Source organism: Clostridium sp. CM038, assembly GCF_055081105.1.
Genome location: NZ_CM143651.1, coordinates 1,813,870 through 1,833,850 on the forward strand (window position 1 = coordinate 1,813,870; position 19,981 = coordinate 1,833,850).

18 protein-coding genes and 2 pseudogenes are annotated in these 19,981 nt (G+C 30.5%); 18 read left to right on the plus strand and 2 right to left on the minus strand.

Translation table 11 applies throughout. From position 1 onward, the window contains the following. Positions 1-4 precede the first annotated feature (4 nt). The 8 genes from ACWJKS_RS08175 to ACWJKS_RS08210 all read left to right on the plus strand — a co-directional run bounded on the left by ACWJKS_RS08175 (position 5) and on the right by ACWJKS_RS08210 (position 8,373). Positions 5-1,222: a glycosyltransferase family 4 protein gene (locus ACWJKS_RS08175; protein ID WP_220319723.1), complete on the plus strand. Its 1,218-nt coding sequence runs from the start codon at positions 5-7 to the stop codon at positions 1,220-1,222. A gap of 35 nt (positions 1,223-1,257) precedes the next feature. Beyond that, entirely contained in the window at positions 1,258-2,514 is a 1,257-nt protein-coding gene (locus tag ACWJKS_RS08180; protein WP_165414070.1) for an O-antigen ligase family protein, read from the plus strand. Between the two features lie 69 nt (positions 2,515-2,583). After that, positions 2,584-3,225 (plus strand): sugar transferase, encoded by a 642-nt coding sequence (locus tag ACWJKS_RS08185; RefSeq protein ID WP_462955844.1) that lies wholly within the window; start codon positions 2,584-2,586, stop codon positions 3,223-3,225. Positions 3,226-3,254: 29 nt separating this feature from the next. After that, positions 3,255-3,974, plus strand: coding sequence for a WecB/TagA/CpsF family glycosyltransferase (locus tag ACWJKS_RS08190; RefSeq protein WP_462960914.1), 720 nt, complete (start codon positions 3,255-3,257; stop codon positions 3,972-3,974). A 47-nt stretch (positions 3,975-4,021) separates the two neighbouring features. Beyond that, positions 4,022-5,110 (plus strand): glycosyltransferase, encoded by a 1,089-nt coding sequence (locus ACWJKS_RS08195; protein ID WP_462960915.1) that lies wholly within the window; start codon positions 4,022-4,024, stop codon positions 5,108-5,110. 106 nt (positions 5,111-5,216) lie between these two features. Then, a complete protein-coding gene (locus ACWJKS_RS08200) occupies positions 5,217-5,768 on the plus strand; it encodes a nitroreductase family protein (protein WP_216304310.1) in 552 nt (183 codons plus the stop codon). A gap of 482 nt (positions 5,769-6,250) precedes the next feature. Continuing rightward, a complete protein-coding gene (gene ltrA, locus ACWJKS_RS08205; RefSeq protein WP_258280593.1) occupies positions 6,251-7,660 on the plus strand; it encodes a group II intron reverse transcriptase/maturase in 1,410 nt (469 codons plus the stop codon). 452 nt (positions 7,661-8,112) lie between these two features. Next, on the plus strand, positions 8,113-8,373 hold the full coding sequence (locus ACWJKS_RS08210) for a DUF1653 domain-containing protein (RefSeq protein ID WP_165414112.1): 261 nt from the start codon (positions 8,113-8,115) through the stop codon (positions 8,371-8,373). Positions 8,374-8,463: 90 nt separating this feature from the next. Here ACWJKS_RS08210 and ACWJKS_RS08215 read toward each other — a convergent pair whose 3' ends face one another. After that, positions 8,464-9,813 (minus strand): sodium-dependent transporter, encoded by a 1,350-nt coding sequence (locus ACWJKS_RS08215; protein WP_462961062.1) that lies wholly within the window; start codon positions 9,811-9,813, stop codon positions 8,464-8,466. A gap of 307 nt (positions 9,814-10,120) precedes the next feature. On the opposite strand from ACWJKS_RS08215, the pseudogene ACWJKS_RS08220 reads away from it, so the two are divergent. The 4 genes and pseudogenes from ACWJKS_RS08220 to ACWJKS_RS08235 form a co-directional block, all read left to right on the plus strand. After that, positions 10,121-10,489: pseudogene (locus ACWJKS_RS08220) on the plus strand (mannosyltransferase YkcB-related protein); the annotation flags it as partial. A gap of 244 nt (positions 10,490-10,733) precedes the next feature. Then, entirely contained in the window at positions 10,734-11,594 is an 861-nt protein-coding gene (locus ACWJKS_RS08225) for a YitT family protein (protein WP_462960916.1), read from the plus strand. 163 nt (positions 11,595-11,757) lie between these two features. Further along, positions 11,758-11,886, plus strand: a pseudogene (locus ACWJKS_RS08230) (glycosyltransferase); the annotation flags it as partial. Between the two features lie 504 nt (positions 11,887-12,390). Further along, a complete protein-coding gene (locus tag ACWJKS_RS08235) occupies positions 12,391-13,305 on the plus strand; it encodes a GH25 family lysozyme (RefSeq protein ID WP_258280690.1) in 915 nt (304 codons plus the stop codon). A 162-nt stretch (positions 13,306-13,467) separates the two neighbouring features. Here ACWJKS_RS08235 and ACWJKS_RS08240 read toward each other — a convergent pair whose 3' ends face one another. Beyond that, positions 13,468-14,175 (minus strand): DNA alkylation repair protein, encoded by a 708-nt coding sequence (locus ACWJKS_RS08240; protein WP_462960917.1) that lies wholly within the window; start codon positions 14,173-14,175, stop codon positions 13,468-13,470. Between the two features lie 356 nt (positions 14,176-14,531). Between ACWJKS_RS08240 and ACWJKS_RS08245 the strand changes: the two genes are divergently transcribed. The 6 genes from ACWJKS_RS08245 to ACWJKS_RS08270 all read left to right on the plus strand — a co-directional run bounded on the left by ACWJKS_RS08245 (position 14,532) and on the right by ACWJKS_RS08270 (position 19,967). Further along, positions 14,532-14,783 (plus strand): hypothetical protein, encoded by a 252-nt coding sequence (locus tag ACWJKS_RS08245; protein WP_216304349.1) that lies wholly within the window; start codon positions 14,532-14,534, stop codon positions 14,781-14,783. 381 nt (positions 14,784-15,164) lie between these two features. Then, on the plus strand, positions 15,165-15,476 hold the full coding sequence (locus ACWJKS_RS08250) for a hypothetical protein (protein WP_462960918.1): 312 nt from the start codon (positions 15,165-15,167) through the stop codon (positions 15,474-15,476). A 431-nt stretch (positions 15,477-15,907) separates the two neighbouring features. Continuing rightward, positions 15,908-16,957, plus strand: coding sequence for an alpha/beta hydrolase (locus tag ACWJKS_RS08255; protein WP_462960919.1), 1,050 nt, complete (start codon positions 15,908-15,910; stop codon positions 16,955-16,957). Positions 16,958-17,211: 254 nt separating this feature from the next. Further along, positions 17,212-17,886 (plus strand): response regulator transcription factor, encoded by a 675-nt coding sequence (locus tag ACWJKS_RS08260; protein WP_462960920.1) that lies wholly within the window; start codon positions 17,212-17,214, stop codon positions 17,884-17,886. Further along, positions 17,883-18,914, plus strand: a complete 1,032-nt coding sequence (locus ACWJKS_RS08265) for a sensor histidine kinase (RefSeq protein WP_462960921.1) — start codon at positions 17,883-17,885, stop codon at positions 18,912-18,914. Before ACWJKS_RS08260 ends, ACWJKS_RS08265 begins: the two co-directional genes overlap by 4 nt. A 282-nt stretch (positions 18,915-19,196) precedes the next feature. Continuing rightward, entirely contained in the window at positions 19,197-19,967 is a 771-nt protein-coding gene (locus ACWJKS_RS08270; protein ID WP_216304354.1) for an ABC transporter ATP-binding protein, read from the plus strand. Positions 19,968-19,981 lie beyond the last annotated feature (14 nt).

A 19,981-nucleotide genomic window follows, 5' to 3' on the forward strand; every position in this document is an offset into this window, starting at 1 on the left:
AAACATGCGTATTTTATTTTTAACTCAGTACTGTCCCCCAGAGGTGGGGGCACCTCAAAATAGAATTTTTGAGTTTGCTAAAAAATTACAGGAATTTGGCCATGAAATTACAATATTAACAGCAATGCCTAACTACCCTAGAGGGGAGATTTTTGATGATTATAAAGGTAATAAGGTGGTCATAGAAGAAATTGAAGGTATAAAGATAATTAGAACTAGTATTTATGCTACAAAATCTAAGAGTTTTACTAAGAGATTAAGAAATTATTTATCTTTTACTTTTTCTTCTGTACTTCAAGGGGCTATTCATATAAATAAGCAGGATGTAGTAATAACGGAATCTCCACCACTGTTTCTAGGCTTTTCAGGGTATGTAATAGCTAAGCTTAAAAAAGCTAAATTTGTTTTTAACATATCTGATTTATGGCCAGAATCAGCTATAAAATTAGGTATGCTTCATAATAAGTTATTCATTAAAATGTCTGTATGGTTAGAAGAATTTTGTTATAGACGTGCAGTAGCTGTTACTTGTCAAACAGAAGGAATAGTTGATGATATAGTCGGTAGAGGATTTGATAAAAACAAAGTACATCTGCTAACTAATGGAGTTGATACAAAGCTATTTAAAAGTGAAAATAGGGATGAAACATTTAGAAGTGAAATTGGAGTAGAAAATAAGTTTGCACTATGTTACGCTGGTATTCATGGACTTGCACAAGGACTACAAGTTATAATAAATGCAGCAGAGATAGTAAAAGAGGAAAAAAACATTCAATTTGTTTTTGTAGGTGATGGTCCGGAAAAACAAGATCTTGTAAATATGGCAAAAGAAAAAGGATTAAAAAATGTTACCTTTTTACCTCTTCAGCCAAAGGTAAATATGCCTAAAATAGTAGCTTCTATGGATGCTGCAATAATCCCTTTAAAGAAGTTAGAACTTTTTAAAGGTGCTCTACCTTCAAAAATGTTTGAGACCTTAGCTTCAGAAATACCTATTATTTTACCAGTACAGGGTGAAGCGGCTAAACTAATAAACAGTGCAAATGCAGGAATTGTAGTAGAACCAGAAAATTCAAAAGAAATTGCAGAAGCGGTGTTAAAGTTATATAATAACATGGAGCTTAGAAATAGGTTGGGTGAAAATGGAAGGGCTTATGTTATGGAGAATTATGCTAGAGAGGATATAACAAGAAAATTAGAAAAAATATTGATGAATTTATAAAAATTATAATATTAGTCTATAAAGAGGTGTAAAAAATGAAAGCTAAGTGTAGTATTTTGTATTATTTAATGTGTGCTTATATAGTGATAATGCCTCTAATTCAAGAGGGAACAAATTTAAAAGGAGTATCTGTTTCAGATATTTTATTAGGAATAATTATGTGCTTATATCTCATAAAGTTGATTTTTAATAGGGATACGAGGGGAAGGTTTCTTTATGGGATTAGAGACTTCTTTAGTAGTACTTTAAGTATTTGCATAGTGATGTTATTGGGTATTATGTTATTATCAACTTTTTATGCATTAGAAAAGGGATTAGCATTAAGCGAAAGCGCAAGATTTTTAACATATGTATTTATATTTTTTATAATTAAGTATGAATTTAATACAAAAAAATTAGTGAAAAACTTATTGAGATGCTTTATATTCACATCAGGAGTCTTGAGTATTTTTGGTATAATTCAATACTTTACAATAATTGGATTAGATAAAAGGTTTATTGTGAAATACTCCTATGGATATAGAGCAAGTAAGATTGCTGCAACAATGCAAAATCCTAATGCATATGCGGGCTTTCTTATTTTAATTATTTTTCCATTAGTAATGCTAACAATTTATGAAAAAAATAAAAAATTAAAAAGTATGTATGGAATAATATCAATTCTAATATTTCTCAATATACTTATGACTTATTCTAGAAATGTTTTATTAGGCGTTTGTATCGGTGCAGCGGTTTTATGTGTGCTGTATAGTTTAAAATTAATTGTAGTTTTTGGAGGGGTAGGTATTTTGGCTTTATTTAGTCCGGCGGTTCTTGATACAGTTAAGGATTTAACAAATAATGGACAAAATGTGGCTAGAATTAAATTGTGGAAAACGGCTCTAATGATGATTAAGGAACATCCAATTCTAGGAGTTGGTAATGGTAATTATATCAGTAGGTATAACGAATATATTAATAAGTATAAAGGCCTAAGCTACAACTCGTATACAAGATATCCTACACATAGTTCTTATTTAAAGACTCAAAGTGAATTGGGCATAATAGGAATAACATCTCTTTTAGTAATTTTAATAACAGTGCTTATTAGATTGAAAAAATTAATTACTATAACAGATGACAAATTTTTGCAAGCTTTTTACATGGGTGCATTGGCATCGATGGTAGCATTCTATTTTATGAATTTATCAGACAATCTATTTTTTGTGCCTAAAGTTACAACATATTTTTGGTTTATAGTAGCTACAGCTGAAAGTTTATTAAACGCATCAACAAATAATTTGAATATATAAGTTGGTGAAGAAACTTAGAAATACAGGGGGACGCTTAAATATTCATCAGAAAGTAGGAGTTAACGCAATATGATAAATATAGATAAAAAAGCGCATATTGAGAATAAGAAGCTTCAATTTGGACTTAAGAGATTAATGGATATTACATTATCTTTTATAGGTATAATTATATTATTGCCTATATATTTAATTATCATTATTGCTATTAAACTAGATTCAAAAGGAGCAACTGTATTTAAGCAGGTTAGGGTAGGTAAAGATGGAAAAAACTTTAATATTTATAAATTTAGAACTATGATAGCTCAAGCTGAAAGCAAAATAGAACTTAATATAGATCCGTTTGATTTGGAGAATTTTGTGTTTCAAGACAAGTCGGACGTTAGAATAACAAGGGTTGGAAAATTTTTAAGGTGCAACAGCCTAGATGAGATTCCACAATTTTTCAATGTTTTGTTTGGACAAATGAGCATTGTAGGTCCTAGGCCTGAAATACCAGAGATAGTTAAGTATTATCCCGAAAGCTACTACCAAAGACTCTTAGTTTTGCCAGGAATTACTGGACTTGCACAGATTAGTGGAAGAGGAGAAATCGAACTAGGGAAAACAGTTACTTATGATTTGGATTATATTAAAAATTTTTCAGTCCAATTAGATATAAAAATTATCTTCTTAACAGTTGTATCTGTGTTTAAAAAAGACGGCGCTTATTAGGGAGTTGTTAATTTGGAGGGGTTTTATTTATGATAACAAGGATTTTTCAATTCGAAATTTTTAATGATACCATAGAAGAATTGTTTAAAAACATAAACAGTTTTAAAAAGGTACATATTGTTTCAGGAAATCCACAAGTTCTTTTTAGTGGGCTACAAAATAATTTATTGTTAAAAAATTTCACTAGTAAAAATTCAATCATTATTCCAGATGGAATTGGTACAGTAATATGTTCTAAAATTGTAGGTCAACCGGTGAAAGAAAAAATTGCTGGTGTAGAACTTATGGATTGTATAGTAAAAAAATGTGAAAAAGAAAGCCAAGGAATATATTTGTTAGGGTCCACCCAGGAAACAGTGAATATGTGCAATATTAATCTGCGAACTAAATATCGCAAATTAAATATTTTAGGGAGTCATGATGGATATTTCGAAATGGACAATTGTGAAGAACTATTAAAAGAAATAGAAAAAGTTAGTCCACAAGTCTTATTTGTTGCTATGGGATGCCCAAGGCAAGAAGTATTTATAGCGAAATATATGGACAGACTTCCTTGCAAAGTATTTATGGGAGTTGGAGGAAGTTTTGATATTATAGCTGGTAATGTTAAACGTGCACCTAAATGGATGATAAATATAGGCATGGAATGGTTATACAGAGTTGCGAAAGAACCATTTAGAATTAAAAGATTATCATCTATACCTAAGTTTATTTTAATGGTAATAAAGGACAAGTATAAACGTAAATAATTGTTATTAACATCAGAGAAGTAAAGGAGAGGATCCATATTAAAGTTTTGCATGTCATATCAGGAAATGATAATGGTGGTGGTGGAAAACACGTATTAAACATATGCAGTAAATACAATAACAAATTTGAGAATATAGTCGGTTGCTTGGGAGAAGGTCCACTTTACTCAAAAGTTAGAGTTATGGATATTAGCTACAAACTTTTTAGTAAGAAGCTTAATAATATTGAGCTAGTGAATTTTATAAGATGCAATTCGATAAGTTTAGTAAATTTCCATGGAGCAAAGCCATTCCTAATGCATTTAATTTTAAAAAGTAAATTAAACGTACCTACAGTAGCTGTAGTTCACAGTGATTTTAGATATGATTTCCTTAATAATAAAGTGAAATATTTTATTTTTACTCCCCTGAGTATTAAGGGTCTAAAGAGCTTTAATAATTATATTTGTGTATCAAATAATTTGAGGGTTTTATTAGAAGAAAAAAATATTCAAGGAAGTAAATCAGTTGTAAATAATGGTATAGATATAAAGAAAATTAGTATTGTGACGCCAACAGAAGATATACGAAATAATTTGAATTTAAAGAAGAATGATTTTGTATATGTTATGGTTGCGAGATTACATCCTATAAAAAATCATAGAGAAGTTATAGTGGGATTTAGAAAACTTACTATTGAATTTCATGATGTAAAATTGCTTTTAGTTGGTGATGGTGAGCTACAATCCGAACTAGAGAAGTTAATAGTGGAGCTAAAAATAGAAAATAAAGTTATAATGACCGGAAATGTTTCTAATCCAATAGACTATATAAACGCCTCTGATGTTAGTGTTTTAGCTTCTTTAAGCGAGGGTGGAGCACCACCCTTAACGGTTTTAGAATCAGCAATTGTAAAGAAACCTTTGATTTATACTGAAGTGGGCGACTTACAAAGTATATTAGGCGAAGACAGCGGGTATAAAGTGAAGAATCAAAACAACGAAAATATTTATAAAGCTATGAAAGAAGCATATTTAGATAAGAGCAATTTTAACATAAAGGGTGAAAAGTTATATAACATTGTTGTAAATAATTTTACTATAGAGAAGTTTTGGAAAAATTATTTTGAAATTTATAAGAGTATACTAAAAAAATAATAAGTACACTTTTTTATTTTTTTAATTCTATCTTTAAAATTTTAGGTGAAACAACTACATTATTTATGAAGCGATTACACATACTATAATTAAAGGAGTGTGTTATATGGAATTTTATGATGTAGTCAAAAGTAGAAAAAGTATTAAAAAATTTAAGAATACCCCAGTAAATAAAGAAAAATTAGCAAAAATGATTGATTCAGCTATGATGTCCCCTTCATGGAAAAATAATACTTCATACAAATTTATTTTAGTTGATGAAAAAAACAAACTAGAACAAATTTCTAAATCTATAATGAATAAGGACAATTCAGCAGCACAATCAATATTAGATGCTCCAATGACGGCGGTTATAGTAGCAAAGCCAGATGCTTCTGGAGAAGTTGAAAACAGAGAGTATTATTTAGTGGATAGTGCCATTGCTATGGAGCATTTTATTTTGTCAGCTACTAATGAGGGTTATGGAACTTGTTGGATTGCTGCAATTGATGAAGATATTATAAAAAAAGCATTAGCCATTCCACAAAATTACAAAGTAGTTGCAATGACTCCTATTGGGGAAATTGCAGAAAGTAAAGAACATAACAATAAAAAAGATGCAAAAGATTATGTATTCTTGAATACTTGGGATAATGCCTATGCTGAAAACACTAAATAAATTATGATTTAGATGATTTTTTTTAATTACCCTATGTCTGCAAAAGCAGACATAGGGCTTTTATTGTGCGCCCGGCATGGGCGCAATCTAATGGGTGAAAGTCCCTAGCACGGGTTAATAGTGCCAAGTGCATAGCTTAAGACAAGGATGTCCATCGTGAGATGGAATCTGAAGGAAGTTGGCGGCCAAACTCCGGTCTGACGAACAGAAACTACATATAAGGCATATGCTTGTGGGTAAGTTTGCAATACAAAACGAAGCCCAAAACTATTCGAAACAAGTGGTGTAAATGTAGCAGATAGATGGAGTGAAAGATTGCGTTCTTACCCGGGGAGATCTGATAGGTAAGTTGTGGATATGAATTTAGAAATAACAACCCATACAGTGATGTATGGCTGAACTATCAGAAGTCAGCAGACGTCATAGTACCATGCAAAACGCGTTAGCGTGGGAAGGACTGAACAATAGGAGGTTTTGGAATTTTGAAGGATACGAGAAAATATGATAAAAGCAGACAACTTCATAAAGAAGGCTCTCTACGAGAGAATAGAGTGGAACTCGAAGGTAATGTAGAAGTGCATAGTATTTCCTCTATGTCAGAAGAAGGAAGAAACGATGTGAATGAATATGATAATGGTTTACTCGAGCAGATATTATCGAGAGATAATATGAATAAAGCATATAAAAGAGTAAAAGCCAATAAAGGAAGTCATGGGATTGATGGTTTGACAGTAGATGAACTTCTACATTATCTAAAAGAGCATGGACAAGAATTAAGGCAATCATTATTAGAAAGTAGATATAGACCTCTAGCCGTAAGAAGGGTAGAAATACCAAAACCTGACGGTGGAATTAGGCTACTTGGAATACCTACTGTATTAGATAGAGTTATTCAGCAAGCGATATCACAAACTCTAATACCAGTATATGAAAAGAAATTTTCTGATAATAGTTACGGTTTTAGACCTTTAAGAAGTGGAAAACAAGCTGTTGAAAAATGTAGGGGATATATTAATGCTGGACATACATGGACGGTGAATATAGACCTTTCTAAATACTTTGATACGATAAATCATGATAAATTAATAAGGATACTATCGGAAGATATTAAAGATAGTAGAGTAATTTCTCTGATACGAAAGTATCTACAAAGTGGAGTGATGATAAATGGGGTATTTATGAATACAGAAGAAGGAGCACCTCAAGGCGGGCCTTTGTCCCCATTATTAAGTAACGTAATGTTACATGAACTCGATGTAGAACTAACAAAACGAGGACTAAACTTTTGTAGATATGCTGATGATGCGAATATATACGTCAAAAGTGAGAAATCAGCAAATAGAGTAATGAAGAGTATTACGAGATTTATTGAGGAAAAGTTAAAGCTTAGAGTGAATAAAGAAAAGAGTACAGTAGATAGACCTTGGAAACTTAAATTTTTAGGATTTTCATTTTACCGAGCAAAAGGTGAATACAGAATGAGAGTTCCTCAAAAACCTATAATCAAATTCAAAGCAAAGCTAAAAGAATTAACTTCAAGAAGTAATGCGATGAGCATGAAATATAGGTTTATGAAACTTAAGCAAGTGATAGTTGGATGGATAAATTATTTTGCTATTGCAGACATTAAAAGTATTCTTAAAACACTTGATGAATGGTTAAGGCGAAGAATTAGAATGTGTTTTTGGAAACAATGGAAAAAGATTAAAACAAAATATGGGAACCTTGTTAAATTAGGAATACCAAACAATAAAGCTTTGCAATATGCAAATACAAGGAAAGGCTATTGGAGAACATCCAATAGCCCTATATTAAACAAAACATTGACCAATAAATACCTTAAAAATATAGGATTAGTTTCTATATCTGAGACATATTTATTAAAACATTAATTTCTATTGAACCGCCGTGTACCGAACGGTATGCACGGTGGTGTGAGAGGTCGCTAAATAAATTAATTATTTAGCTCCTACTCGATTTGTTATATATCTATAAATGAGCGAAACGATTCCTGAAGAAATTATTAGTGATATATTGATGATGTTTTTAAATTGGCAAGAAGAAGGTAATACTGTAGAAAGTATTGAGTGCATAAGGTAAGAAAAGCGGGTATAATAAAGTAAGCTAAGTATGTCTATAATTCTAATGGTAACTTACGTATTAAACTTAAATTTTATAAAAAAATAAATATTTATTAACCGTGAAAAATAGAAAAATGAGGGAGTGGCAGTAATGTCTTCAGATCAAGCATGTAATTAAACTCACTCATTTCAATTTAGAAGAGATAATAAGTTAGAAGATTTAAAGCCTAAAAAATATATTTCTATAAAGAAGGTATGTATTAATGAATGAAAATAATATTGTAATCGGTAAAAAATATAGACATTTTAAAGGCAATGAGTATTTAGTGCTTTATGTAGCAAAACACTCAGAAACGCGTGAAGATATGGTGGTTTATCAGGCCCTTTATGGAGAAAGAGGAATATGGGTTAGACCATTAAGTATGTTTTTAGAGAAAAAAGAAGTTGATGGTAAAATGGTAAATAGATTTGAAAAGATTGATAACGAACTGGAATTAGCCGAAGAAATGCATCACAGTAGTTGATGTTATTAAGGTTGAAAACCAAATTAGTGGCATAGATGTGAAAGGTAAACCACTTCAGTAATGAAGTGGTTTGTTAATAAATATTTTTATTTAAAATTTAATTATTCCTATAGAATTTAAGAAAATAATTAAAAGAAGGATTGGTGATATAAATTTAATAAATACATATATAATGTTTAACACAGAATCGTTATTTAAAGTTCCTTGATTTGATAGTTCTAGTTTGAAATCTTCCTTTTTAGTAAAGTATCCAACGTAAATCGCTATTAAAAGCCCACCTATTGGAAGTAATATATCTGAAGATAAGTAGTCAAAGGTATCGAAAAATCCTCTCTGGCCTATTATATGAATATTAGCAAGGGTACTCGTGGGATGAGCCGATAATGTTGCGAGAATTCCAAACACCATCATTATGCTTGTTGTAAATAACACAGCTTTCGTTCTACTCATACCCTTTTCTTCTGTAAAATACGCAACTGGGACTTGAACCATAGATATCAGTGCTGTTGTAGCGGCTATTGCAGTTAAAAAGAAAAATGCGACTAATAATACACTGCCAAAAGGTATTTTTGAGAATACAAGTGGTATAGTCATAAATAAAAGACCAGGACCTTCACTAGGTTTTAGACCAAAAGAGAATACGGCTGGGAATATTGCAATTCCTGCCAATATTGAAATTAGTGAGTCAGATAAGGCAACCTTAACTGAAGTTGCTATCATATTATTATCAGGTGTAAAATAACTTCCATAAGTAATCATTGTTCCCATTCCGAGGGACAGTTTGAAAAAGGCTAGACCAAGAGCTGCTAATATAACACGTCCAGTTAATTGCGAAAAATCCACATGAAATAAAAATTTTAATCCTTGTGATGCACCTGGAAGTGTTAATGCCCTTGCACCACATATAATAATTAGTATGAATAATACAGGCATAAGTGTCTTTGTTATTCTTTCAATTCCATTTTTAACTCCTGCAATTAAGATTATTGAAACTACGATGAGAACTATAAATTGCCATACTATTGGAGACAGTGGTCCAATTAAGGTTGACATGAATTTTGCCGAAGCAGTACTAGAAGTAACCCCCCTAAAATCGCCCTTTATTGCCTTGAATACATAGGAATAAACCCATCCTGCAACACAGCTATAAAAAAATGCTATTAGAAATGCTGTAGATGTCCCCATTAATCCAATAGTTTTCCAGCCTTTAGCAGCATTTAATTTTTTAAAAGCTCCGACTGCATTTTTCCTTGATTTTCTTCCAATGTAAAATTCACATGCCATAATGGGAATACCAACTAATACAACACATAAAAGATATACTAAGAGAAAAGCTCCTCCACCGTTAGACCCTATTAAATAAGGGAATTTCCATATGTTACCTAAACCTACGGCTGAACCTAATGTTGCAAAAAAAATTGCAAATCCTGTAGAAAACATCTCTCTTTTATTTTTCTCTGCCACTGCATATCACTCCTCTTTATCTTTAATTAAACAATTATCTGTACTACAAAATTAGAGTACTGTTTAAATGATATCAAATTTATTTAAAAGGTAAAATTAATTTGTATCTGTTACTTTAACACCTTAGCACGTACATTTAAATATATCAATAAAAAAGTATTATTACGGAACGTTATTTTTATTTATTATTTCTCTTATTAGTGTATATATTCATATCTTATGAAGGTGTACAGACAAAGCAAATTAAGATAAAACACCGATATAAAAAGTAAAACAATATGATATTACCTATTTATATAGTAATAAAACAACTGAAAAATATATCCTAGTTACATCATCTACCAATGGAAATGCAACAGATATAATACTTAAAACTGATGAATCTGTAATGATAGGGGGCTTTTTCGGAACTGATAAGGCAATAACACTCGCTCAGTTTAAATCCCTAGTGAATAAAGGAGAAGTTAGGTACGTAATGATAGGCGGCCAAGGTGGCGGCTCAAGTAACGAAATCATGACCTGGGCTAAAAAGGCCGGTAAAATCGTTAAAGAGAGTGAATGGAAAGATTCTACAAATTCAAAAAATCAGCAACCTGATGGTGGAAGTTCCGAAGAGTTATATGATTTAAAAGCTGCCGATACTACAAAATAACAAACTTATGTATTAGGATAACGCCATAAAACAAAAAAAATCTAGTTTTAATCCACCATTTACTATGCAGTAGAACTGTATTAGGTACATGGTGGTTTTTTATTCTTATTTACATTTAATTCATATAATGATACTGTTATGACACACTATAACAAGAAGGTCTATATGATTAATTCATAAAGTTTTCATGTTAAAGACTATTATAGACTCTGAAAAATAGCTTTACTCTGGAGGAGGAAACAATATGTTTAATTATATAAACAAAAATATCATTAAGAATATCTTCTTTATACTACTGGGAAGTTTGATATCTTCACTCGGAATTAATTTGTTTATTTCCAAAGCCAAACTTCTAAGTGGTGGTGCAACTGGTATATCGTTAATTATCCAATATTTATTTAAATTTCCTGCTGGATATACTATACTCTTATTAAATATTCCGTTATTAATACTAAGTTATAAATATCTTAACAAACGATTTACTATTTTTTCAATTATAGGTATAATCTCATTTTCTTTGTTCTTAATTTTAACTGCTCCTTTAAAAGAACTGATTGGCACAAACGATACGTTACTATTATGTTTATACGGTGGAGTATTAAATGGAATTGGCATAGGAATAATATTCAGCAATCACGGTTCCGGAGGAGGAGCCAACATTGTTTCAGCTTTGATAAAAGTAAAGCATGATAACTTTAATATAGGACAAATATCATTTTGTGTTAATATGATAATTGTTTGTATCGGTACTTTCTTTTTTGGAGTAACTAGCGCGTTGTATACTATAGCTTCTATGTATATAACGGCTGAAGTTACCGATAGAATAATTCATGGAATGAAAAAACAAAAATTAGTTCTTATTATTACTACAAAAGAAAAAGAAATTTGTAGTGGAATTTTGTATAAAATGCATAGAGGAGTTACTTTTTTATATGGAGAAGGTGCATATACTGGTAATCATCAAAAAATATTATTTTGTACAGTAGCACTCCATCAAATTCCTGAATTAAAATTAATAATTAAAGAAATAGACAATAATGCTTATATGATAATAGTTGATGCTTCAGAGGTGAGAGGTAAAGGATTTAAAAACGATTTAATATAGTAGTAACCACTCCAACAGTAACTGGCTGCCTTTCTTAGGTAGCCTTTTTATATAACTTATCACATAAAGTTCACATATTAATTTGATACTGCTGATACAATTTACCCTTATAATTTTAATTGTGGAGAAACATTTAATAATTAAAGTGAAGGGAATGATAATAATGAGTAATGGAATTATTTTTTCTGTAATAGTGCCTTTGTATAATGAAGAACTTGTTATAAATGAGAGTTACAAAAGATTAAAATCCGTCATGGATCGAACACTTGAAAATCATGAAATTTTATTTATTATAAACCATTAATGATTACTGGCTACTTTGGAGCATTTGCAGGTTTAATAGGTACTATTTTATTAATTAGTAGTATTACAACCTCACCGTTTAAGCAAAGCAATATATTAAATTTAGGTCTAATACTTTCCATTAACTTAATTATGTTTGGCATTATGTTTTGCTTTCTCGCTATTATAGGGCAATATATTGGAAGAATATCTGATGAGAGTAAAGACAGACCTTTATATATAATTGCAAGTACAATAAGTTACAATGAACTTAAAAATAGTGTGACTTTTAAAGGTAATTGAGGATAGTATTGTGGATATGAAAGGTATAGAAAGTTTAATTGCTGATTTGATACTACAGCTACTAAGCTATGTGGCAGGGGACAATAAATATCAGAGAAGTTTTCACCAGCAAGATACTCCTTTGTTACATAAAAATATTATAAACACCTGAGCGGTATCAAAGATGTGGGTTGAAACATATATTGTTACGAGAAAATAATTAAAATTGGAGATGGGTTTTATTAAAGGAATAGATATATCTAGTTACCAACAAAATGTAGATTTAAAAAAAGTAAAAAACAGTGGAATAGAAATAGTTTATATTAAAGCCACGGAAGGAATCAATTATAAAAATCCACTGTTACAATCACAATATAGTGGAGCAATTGAAGCAGGACTTAAAATTGGGTTTTATCATTTTTTAAGAGCAAATGATCCAATATTAGAAGCAAAACATTTTCTAAGTGTTATAGAAGGGCTTTCATCCGATTGTAAATACGTTATAGATGTAGAAGTGGCATTAGGGCAAACAGTAACTAAGACAAGCTCTAATGTAAGACTTTTCGCGAATTATCTAATATCAAATAATAAGGAAGTATGCATTTATACAGGAGATTATTTTTACGCAAACAATTTAAATAGCTCAGTTAAAGATATACCTTTGTGGGTGGCTCATTATGGAGCAGCAAAGCCCGATGTAATTAATTATATAGGATTTCAATATTCAAGCTCTGGGGGAGTAGACGGAATAAATGGACCTGTTGATTTAAATGAATTTAAATCTGATATATTTATTAATTCAGTCTCACATGTACCTGTAAATATTGTTGTAGTAGCTTTTCAACATGCTGTCAACATACTCGGATTAAAAGATAAAAACGGGGACAAGCTTGTTGAAGATGGCATCAAAGGTACACATACTAATGAGGTTGTAGCTAAGACATTTGTTACTAGAGGCGCCCATAATGAACTTGTAAGGTGGATACAGCAGCGACTTATTGCATTAGGATTTAGTTGTGGTAAAACAGGATCTGATTCAAATTTTGGATTGAACACATTATTATCTGTTCAGCATTTTCAGGCTTCAAGAGGGTTAAAACCAGATGGAATTGTCGGGCCAATAACCATAATACAACTTTTAAAATAAAAAGTAGTTTTTATGAATGTAACTCAACAGTATTGTGTTGCATTCATAAATTATAGCAAATGGGTATTTAATTTCTTATTTTACTTGTTTATGCCAAATTTATTAGGGAAGGGTCTCTTCCTTCACTTGGTTGCTATTTTTTAATTATTTTGAGCTAAACCCCTAACAAATATATTTCTTTCTTTTAATGCCTATTTTATCCATATTAATCATTTTTTCTATAATTTCCTTAGCTAGTGGCACTTTACAACTAGTTTTATTCATTAAAGCATTAACTTTACCTATATTAAAAGCAACCTTTAATGCTTTTTCATTTAATTCTGTTATATAAGTTCCAACATCTATTACAAACCCATTCATAGTATATTTAACCCTATTCTTTTCATTACGTATATTTGCTTCTATATTATTTAAAAGATATTCTATTTCATTAATATCAATTAGATTATCCTCTGCTACAGATATATAAATGCTATATGTACTCCAACCACAAGCTGCAATCAGTTCATTTTCAGATGTTATCCATTCCTTTGCAAGTTCTACTGCATAATCACTTCCGGCTGTTACAGTTGCAACTATATATTCCGCAATTGGATAACAATAAGCTTTATCTATCCACCCTTCTAGTTCTTCCTTTGACATGCTTTTAGGATTTATAGATAATGCTGCTAAATACATAGCATCATAAATCCCTGTTTTATATAATTCTTTCGCCAAATCATTATTTTTCTTTACAAACTTAACTAACTTTTTCAAATCAGCTATTTTAGCTCCAAAGAATGGTTCGCATATTCCATGATTAGACAATACATTTTTTATTTGAGGTGTCCCAAATGCTTCTATTTTGTTTACTATTTCATTTAACTCCATAAAGTCCTCCTAAATTATTTTATATTCTCAAAAGTTTATTTCTTATTTTCCTTATTAATATCAGCGTAATCAACCATATTATTAAACATCCTCAGTGTGGCATTGATACTCATTATCAATTATATTTTACTGAATAAAACATAATCTGTCAAATATATTAAAAAAATATTAACAATAAAAGTTTTAAATTAATTAAAATGGAGTTCCTGGTTTTTGTGAGATTCAGCGACGATAAATCACTTAAAGATTGTACCATATAATAATAGCTATCTTAAACTATATTTTATAGAATTGGGTAAGCTATAGTATACACTTATTAATACAGTGTAATTTATATATTTGAAGGGAGAATACTTATGAATAATAAAAATAAAAACGCTAATGTAAGCAGTAGCACTAGTGGCGCCACATTACAATCAAGTAAAGAATCAACTGGTTTTAAGGTTGGTTCAGTAAAAGTGCTAAGTAATGAACAATCTTATGCATCAAAGGACGATCCAAGCACTGATATGTCTACTATGACTAATAATATTAAATTTAGCACTCCAGAAGATGTAAAAGAATTTAATGAACGTTCAGAAGCTATTATAGCTGCAGGTAAAAAATAAACTAAGTATTAGATTAAGAGGATAAATATAAATTATGGATATAAAAAAGTTGAAGAGATTAAAGCTGATGCCATATATGAAATTAATCAAATGGTGGCTCTAATCGATGATCAAATGGAAGAAATGGTATTTTATAGTGAGTATGGTTTTTATGAATGGTAGGAAGTCACCTTGGAATTATATTTTACAAAGGAAATTCCAATAAAGTACTGCATTGGGCATTCGTCCTAATGCAGTATTTTATTTATACATCAAGTCTAATAAGATATTTGCATAATATGATAATGTATCCTTTTCAACAATCAATAATTTTGCTGGTAGGTACCCTTTCATATCCCGTGAATATAATAATATCATAGAATTTATTTAGGAGGATTTATTTTGGAAGAAAAAATAAAAGATAGTAAACCAACATATCAACCTTGCCCATTTATGTTGCAACAACCTATGGATTATACTGGTATGATGGGACAAATGTCTATGAGTAATCCAACAGAAAGAGAAGAAGATGAAGACTTTCTTGTAAGACAACACGGTCACGGAGGGGGCGGTGGACATTTTGGACATGGTGGTAACTTCGGTCACGGTGGTGGACTTTTTGGTGTCTTTGATTTTTTTCCATTCTACCTTTATCCTTATCCATATTATGATTATGATTACGATTATGATTATGATTATCCAACACCTTATTAAAGAAATTATAAAACAACAAATTGGGCAATCTCCTAAGAGACTGCCCTTTAAGTTATTCTGCTACTGTTTGATTAACTATCAAAGTTGCAACTAGCTTAAATGTAGAAAGCTATAAAACAACTATTAACTTTCCAATATCAATTGGTAACTAAACGATGTTCAAATAAAATATCCAATAAGCGCACTCCATATAATTATTAACCTATGTTCATTATATGGTCAGTATAAACAAAATTTGAATAGGGTAATATAATATAGTCGATATAAAATACAAAGGCGATTAACATATCTATCTATTCGTGATATTAACTTATGGATATATCAATGAGTTTAGTTATTTATTAATTCATCCATAGTACTGCATAGGATTGGTACCAATCATAAATAAAAATGAATTTTGTAAATAGTTAAGTTAATGGTGGAGGTATTGAATGAAAAAGAAAAAAATATTTTGGATTTTTTCTGCTATTGTCTTGATTGTTACAATATACTGTTTTCTTTTAATTAAAAACTTTTCTAGAACAGGTGATGGTAAGCTTGATACATTATTTGGTGTAATGTCAAAAATAGAAGAGCATTTTAATCCTATTTCACTTAAAGGAAAATCAATATATGAAATGCGTGCAGCATTGCATAAGTCAACAACTATATGGAAATCCAAACCTATACCCTTTTCCAATATAAAAAATATGGATATAAAAACAGATTCAAATCAAGTGCCAGTGCGAATATATACGCCTGACGGCAATGGGAATGAATTGCCTATCATAATTTATTCACATGGCGGCAGTTGGATTAGCGGTAGTATTGATGACTATGACAATGTTTGCAGGAAGCTTTCAAAAAATTCAAGGGCTATAGTTGTATCTGTAAATTATCGTCTTGCGCCAGAAGATCCATTCCCAGCTGGTCTTAATGACGTATATAATGTGCTCCAATGGGTTTATAAATATGCTAAGAGTATTAATGGGGACTCCAGTCGAATATGTGTTGTAGGGGACAGTGCTGGGGGCAACCTTTCTGCAGTAGTTGCACAAATGGCACGTGATAAAGGTGGCCCATACATAATCTCTGAGGTACTAATATATCCATCAACAAACATTTATCAACTAAATACTAAATCTTGGTCGTATTTTGGTATGGATTATAATCTTACAAGGGAAAACTCTGAAAAATTTATATCCCTATACACTCCAAGTTTAGAAGAAAGAAAAAGTGGATATACCTCGCCTTTATTATCTGAAAATTTTAAAGATTTACCAGACACACTCATAATCACAGCCGAATTTGATCCATTAAGGGATGACGGTGAAGCTTACGGTAATAAATTAAAGGAAGCAGGTGTGAATGTAATTTCTACCAGATATAAAGGTGTTACACATGGCTTTATCTCAATGGATAAGATTACGAATAAATCAGATGAGGCTTTAATCGAAATTTCAACATATCTAAAAGAGCAATTTAATAGAAAGCAAATTTAATATTATGCTAAATAAATATTTTTTAATTACTTATATAATTAAACTTTATGGTGAATACATAAATATACAAAATATTTTAAACTAACCGGAAGTAAAGGGCCATGTAATATTAAGTTTTTAAAGCCACTAATGTTTAAAGTATAGTTTTACATTACAGTACTTGGTTAATGTTGTAAGCCAACATAATGGTGTAGATACCCATTTTATAGTATAATGGAGAAGAATCAAATTCCATTTTAAAGTGAGGTTTTTACATGTTTAAGATAATGATAGTAGAAGATGATGTTAGGATAAAAGAAATATTGCTTGAAAATGTAATGAGATGGGGTTTTGATGGAAAAGCCATTGAGAACTTTAATGAGGTGTTTATCGAGTTTTCAAAATACTCTCCACATCTAGTTCTTATGGATATAAACCTTCCTTATTTTGATGGTTTTTACTGGTGCTATAAAATCAGAGAAATATCAAAGGTTCCCATAATATTTGTTTCTTCAAGGAATAACAATATGGATGTAATAATGGCAATTAATATGGGAGGAGATGATTTTATTCAAAAGCCCTTTTCCTTAGAAATATTGATGGCCAAAATAAATGCATTGATAAGAAGAACATATTCCTACGCAGATGCGCAGACTAATGTGCTTGAGTATAAAAACATTGTTTTAAATATGAAGGATAATAGCGTGTTTTTTAAAGATAAGAGGGTAGAACTAAGTAGAAATGAATTTAGCATTCTATATCTACTTATGAAAAATAATGGCAATTTAATAAGCAGAGATAAAATTATGCGAAGTCTCTGGGAGGATGAAAGTTTTGTTGATGATAATACCCTTACAGTGAATATCAATAGACTGCGTAAAAAATTAGAGAATATTGAACTAGAAGACTTAATTAAAACAAAAAAAAGGCAAGGGTATACAATACTATGAGATTTAGAAATTTTTTAAGGGACAGGATATTTTTAATTTTGTTTTATTTTATATTGATGCTATTTATTTCTTCGGTGGTGTATTTTAACAATGAAGTAAAAATAAGTGTTGGCGATATAGCCTATATCAATATAGTAGGGTTTATTATGTTTATACTTTACTTAATATTTGAGTATTTAAAAAATAGAAGATATTATAATGTTATTAAATGTATTATAGATAACCAGAAAGAGAATATTGTTAATTCGTTGCCTATGCCATTAAATTACGAACAAAGGCTATATGGAGAAATTCTTATGAAAGTTAACGAAGAATTCAATTTAAAAACAGATAGATTACATGAAGGGAAAAAAGAAAATGTAGACTTTATAAATTCCTGGGTTCATGAGATAAAAACGCCTATTTCTGCATGTAGATTGGTTATAGAGAACAGTATGTACAAGTCTAAGGAGGAGACCTTAAGTAACTTAGAGGATGAAATAGATCATATAGAGAATTACGTTGAACAAGCATTGTACTATTCACGATTAGATAGCTTTTCAAAGGACTATTTAATAAATGAAATAAATATGCGTAGTCTAATTGTTGGGGTTGTGAAAAAACATGCAAAGGAATTTATAGGTAAAAAAATAAAGATAGAATTAAGTGACTTAGAATTTACTATAGACTCAGATAAAAAGTGGCTTTTCTTTATTTTGGATCAGATTTTATCAAATTCATTAAAATATACAACAAGCGATGGGCTTATTAAAATTAGTGGAGTATTAAAGCACAATGAGAAACAGCTTATTATCCAAGATAATGGAATTGGAATAAAATCTGAGGATATTAATAGGGTTTTTGACAAAGGATTTACTGGATATAATGGACGGGATGATTTTAAAGCCACAGGTATGGGACTCTATCTATCAAAAAATCTTGCTACAAAGCTTGGTCACCATATAACTATTGAATCAATGCATTCTGAATTTACTAGAGTAACAGTTCATTTTCCAAAACTTATAGAATATTATAGGGTTACAAACTAAAAATGTGGTTTGTAGCCCTATTTTTTTAAAACTTACAACAATGTAAGTTTAGAATGGACTTTGTAATGTTACACAATGGATTGGGTATTAGATTTGTTATAAAATAGAATTGTAATAAGCGAAAGGAGCGAAAGGGTTTTAGGGACATTTCAGAAGGAAGTCTCCAACTTTTATAAGTGGGGGTATACTACAACAAAGAGAAATTTCAGTAAAAATCTAAATCTCCTTCTGAAGTCGTTAATATTGCAGCTTCGAAGAGGATAATTTAAGGAGGAAATAAAAATGGAAAATGTATTAGTTGCGAGAAATTTGAAAAAGGTTTACGGCTCAAGGGGGAATGTTTACACTGCATTGAATGGTATAAACCTTGAAATAAAAGAAGGGGAGTTTATTGGAATAATGGGGCCTTCAGGTGCAGGAAAAACTACATTATTAAATATTATATCAACTATAGATAAACCAACTTCGGGAGTAGTAACTATTGATAAGGAAGATCTTGCAAAAATGAATGAAGATAAGTTAGCTTCTTTTAGAAGAGACAAATTAGGCTTTATATTTCAAGATTTTAATTTACTCGATACGTTAACATTAAAAGAAAATGTGGTGCTTCCATTAGCTCTTGCTAGAATAAACATAAAAGATATTGAAGCACGGGCTAGTATTATAGGAGCTACTTTAGGTATAAAGGATATATTCAATAAATATCCTTATGAGGTATCTGGGGGACAAAAACAGAGAGCAGCTGCTGCCAGAGCTATTATTACTAAACCTAAGATTATACTAGCCGATGAACCGACAGGTGCGTTGGATTCTAAATCTTCCACAGAACTTTTACAATCTTTAAGTGATTTAAATGAAACTCAAAGGGCTACTATTATGATGGTAACGCATGATGCCTTTGCTGCCAGCTATTGCAAACGGATAATATTTATAAAAGATGGTTCGCTATTTACGGAGCTTGTCAAGGGCACAACATCACGAAAAGAATTTTTTAAAAAGATACTAGATGTATTGGCTGCCTTAGGCGGGAACTTCGATGAAGTATCAATTTAACTTAGAAAGGATGT

Excerpts from the sequence above, each read along its gene's own strand:
- ACWJKS_RS08245 (WP_216304349.1), top strand. The coding sequence starts at position 14,532 with ATGAATAATAAAAATAAAAACGCTAATGTAAGCAGTAGCACTAGTGGC.
- ACWJKS_RS08210 (WP_165414112.1), top strand. The coding sequence starts at position 8,113 with ATGAATGAAAATAATATTGTAATCGGTAAAAAATATAGACATTTTAAA.
- ACWJKS_RS08255 (WP_462960919.1), top strand. The coding sequence starts at position 15,908 with ATGAAAAAGAAAAAAATATTTTGGATTTTTTCTGCTATTGTCTTGATT.
- ACWJKS_RS08235 (WP_258280690.1), top strand. The coding sequence starts at position 12,391 with ATGGGTTTTATTAAAGGAATAGATATATCTAGTTACCAACAAAATGTA.
- ACWJKS_RS08190 (WP_462960914.1), top strand. The coding sequence starts at position 3,255 with ATGATAACAAGGATTTTTCAATTCGAAATTTTTAATGATACCATAGAA.
- ACWJKS_RS08270 (WP_216304354.1), top strand. The coding sequence starts at position 19,197 with ATGGAAAATGTATTAGTTGCGAGAAATTTGAAAAAGGTTTACGGCTCA.
- ACWJKS_RS08215 (WP_462961062.1), bottom strand. The coding sequence starts at position 9,813 with ATGTTTTCTACAGGATTTGCAATTTTTTTTGCAACATTAGGTTCAGCC.
- ACWJKS_RS08225 (WP_462960916.1), top strand. The coding sequence starts at position 10,734 with ATGTTTAATTATATAAACAAAAATATCATTAAGAATATCTTCTTTATA.
- ACWJKS_RS08200 (WP_216304310.1), top strand. The coding sequence starts at position 5,217 with ATGGAATTTTATGATGTAGTCAAAAGTAGAAAAAGTATTAAAAAATTT.
- ACWJKS_RS08240 (WP_462960917.1), bottom strand. The coding sequence starts at position 14,175 with ATGGAGTTAAATGAAATAGTAAACAAAATAGAAGCATTTGGGACACCT.
- ACWJKS_RS08265 (WP_462960921.1), top strand. The coding sequence starts at position 17,883 with ATGAGATTTAGAAATTTTTTAAGGGACAGGATATTTTTAATTTTGTTT.
- ACWJKS_RS08260 (WP_462960920.1), top strand. The coding sequence starts at position 17,212 with ATGTTTAAGATAATGATAGTAGAAGATGATGTTAGGATAAAAGAAATA.
- ACWJKS_RS08180 (WP_165414070.1), top strand. The coding sequence starts at position 1,258 with ATGAAAGCTAAGTGTAGTATTTTGTATTATTTAATGTGTGCTTATATA.
- ACWJKS_RS08175 (WP_220319723.1), top strand. The coding sequence starts at position 5 with ATGCGTATTTTATTTTTAACTCAGTACTGTCCCCCAGAGGTGGGGGCA.
- ACWJKS_RS08185 (WP_462955844.1), top strand. The coding sequence starts at position 2,584 with ATGATAAATATAGATAAAAAAGCGCATATTGAGAATAAGAAGCTTCAA.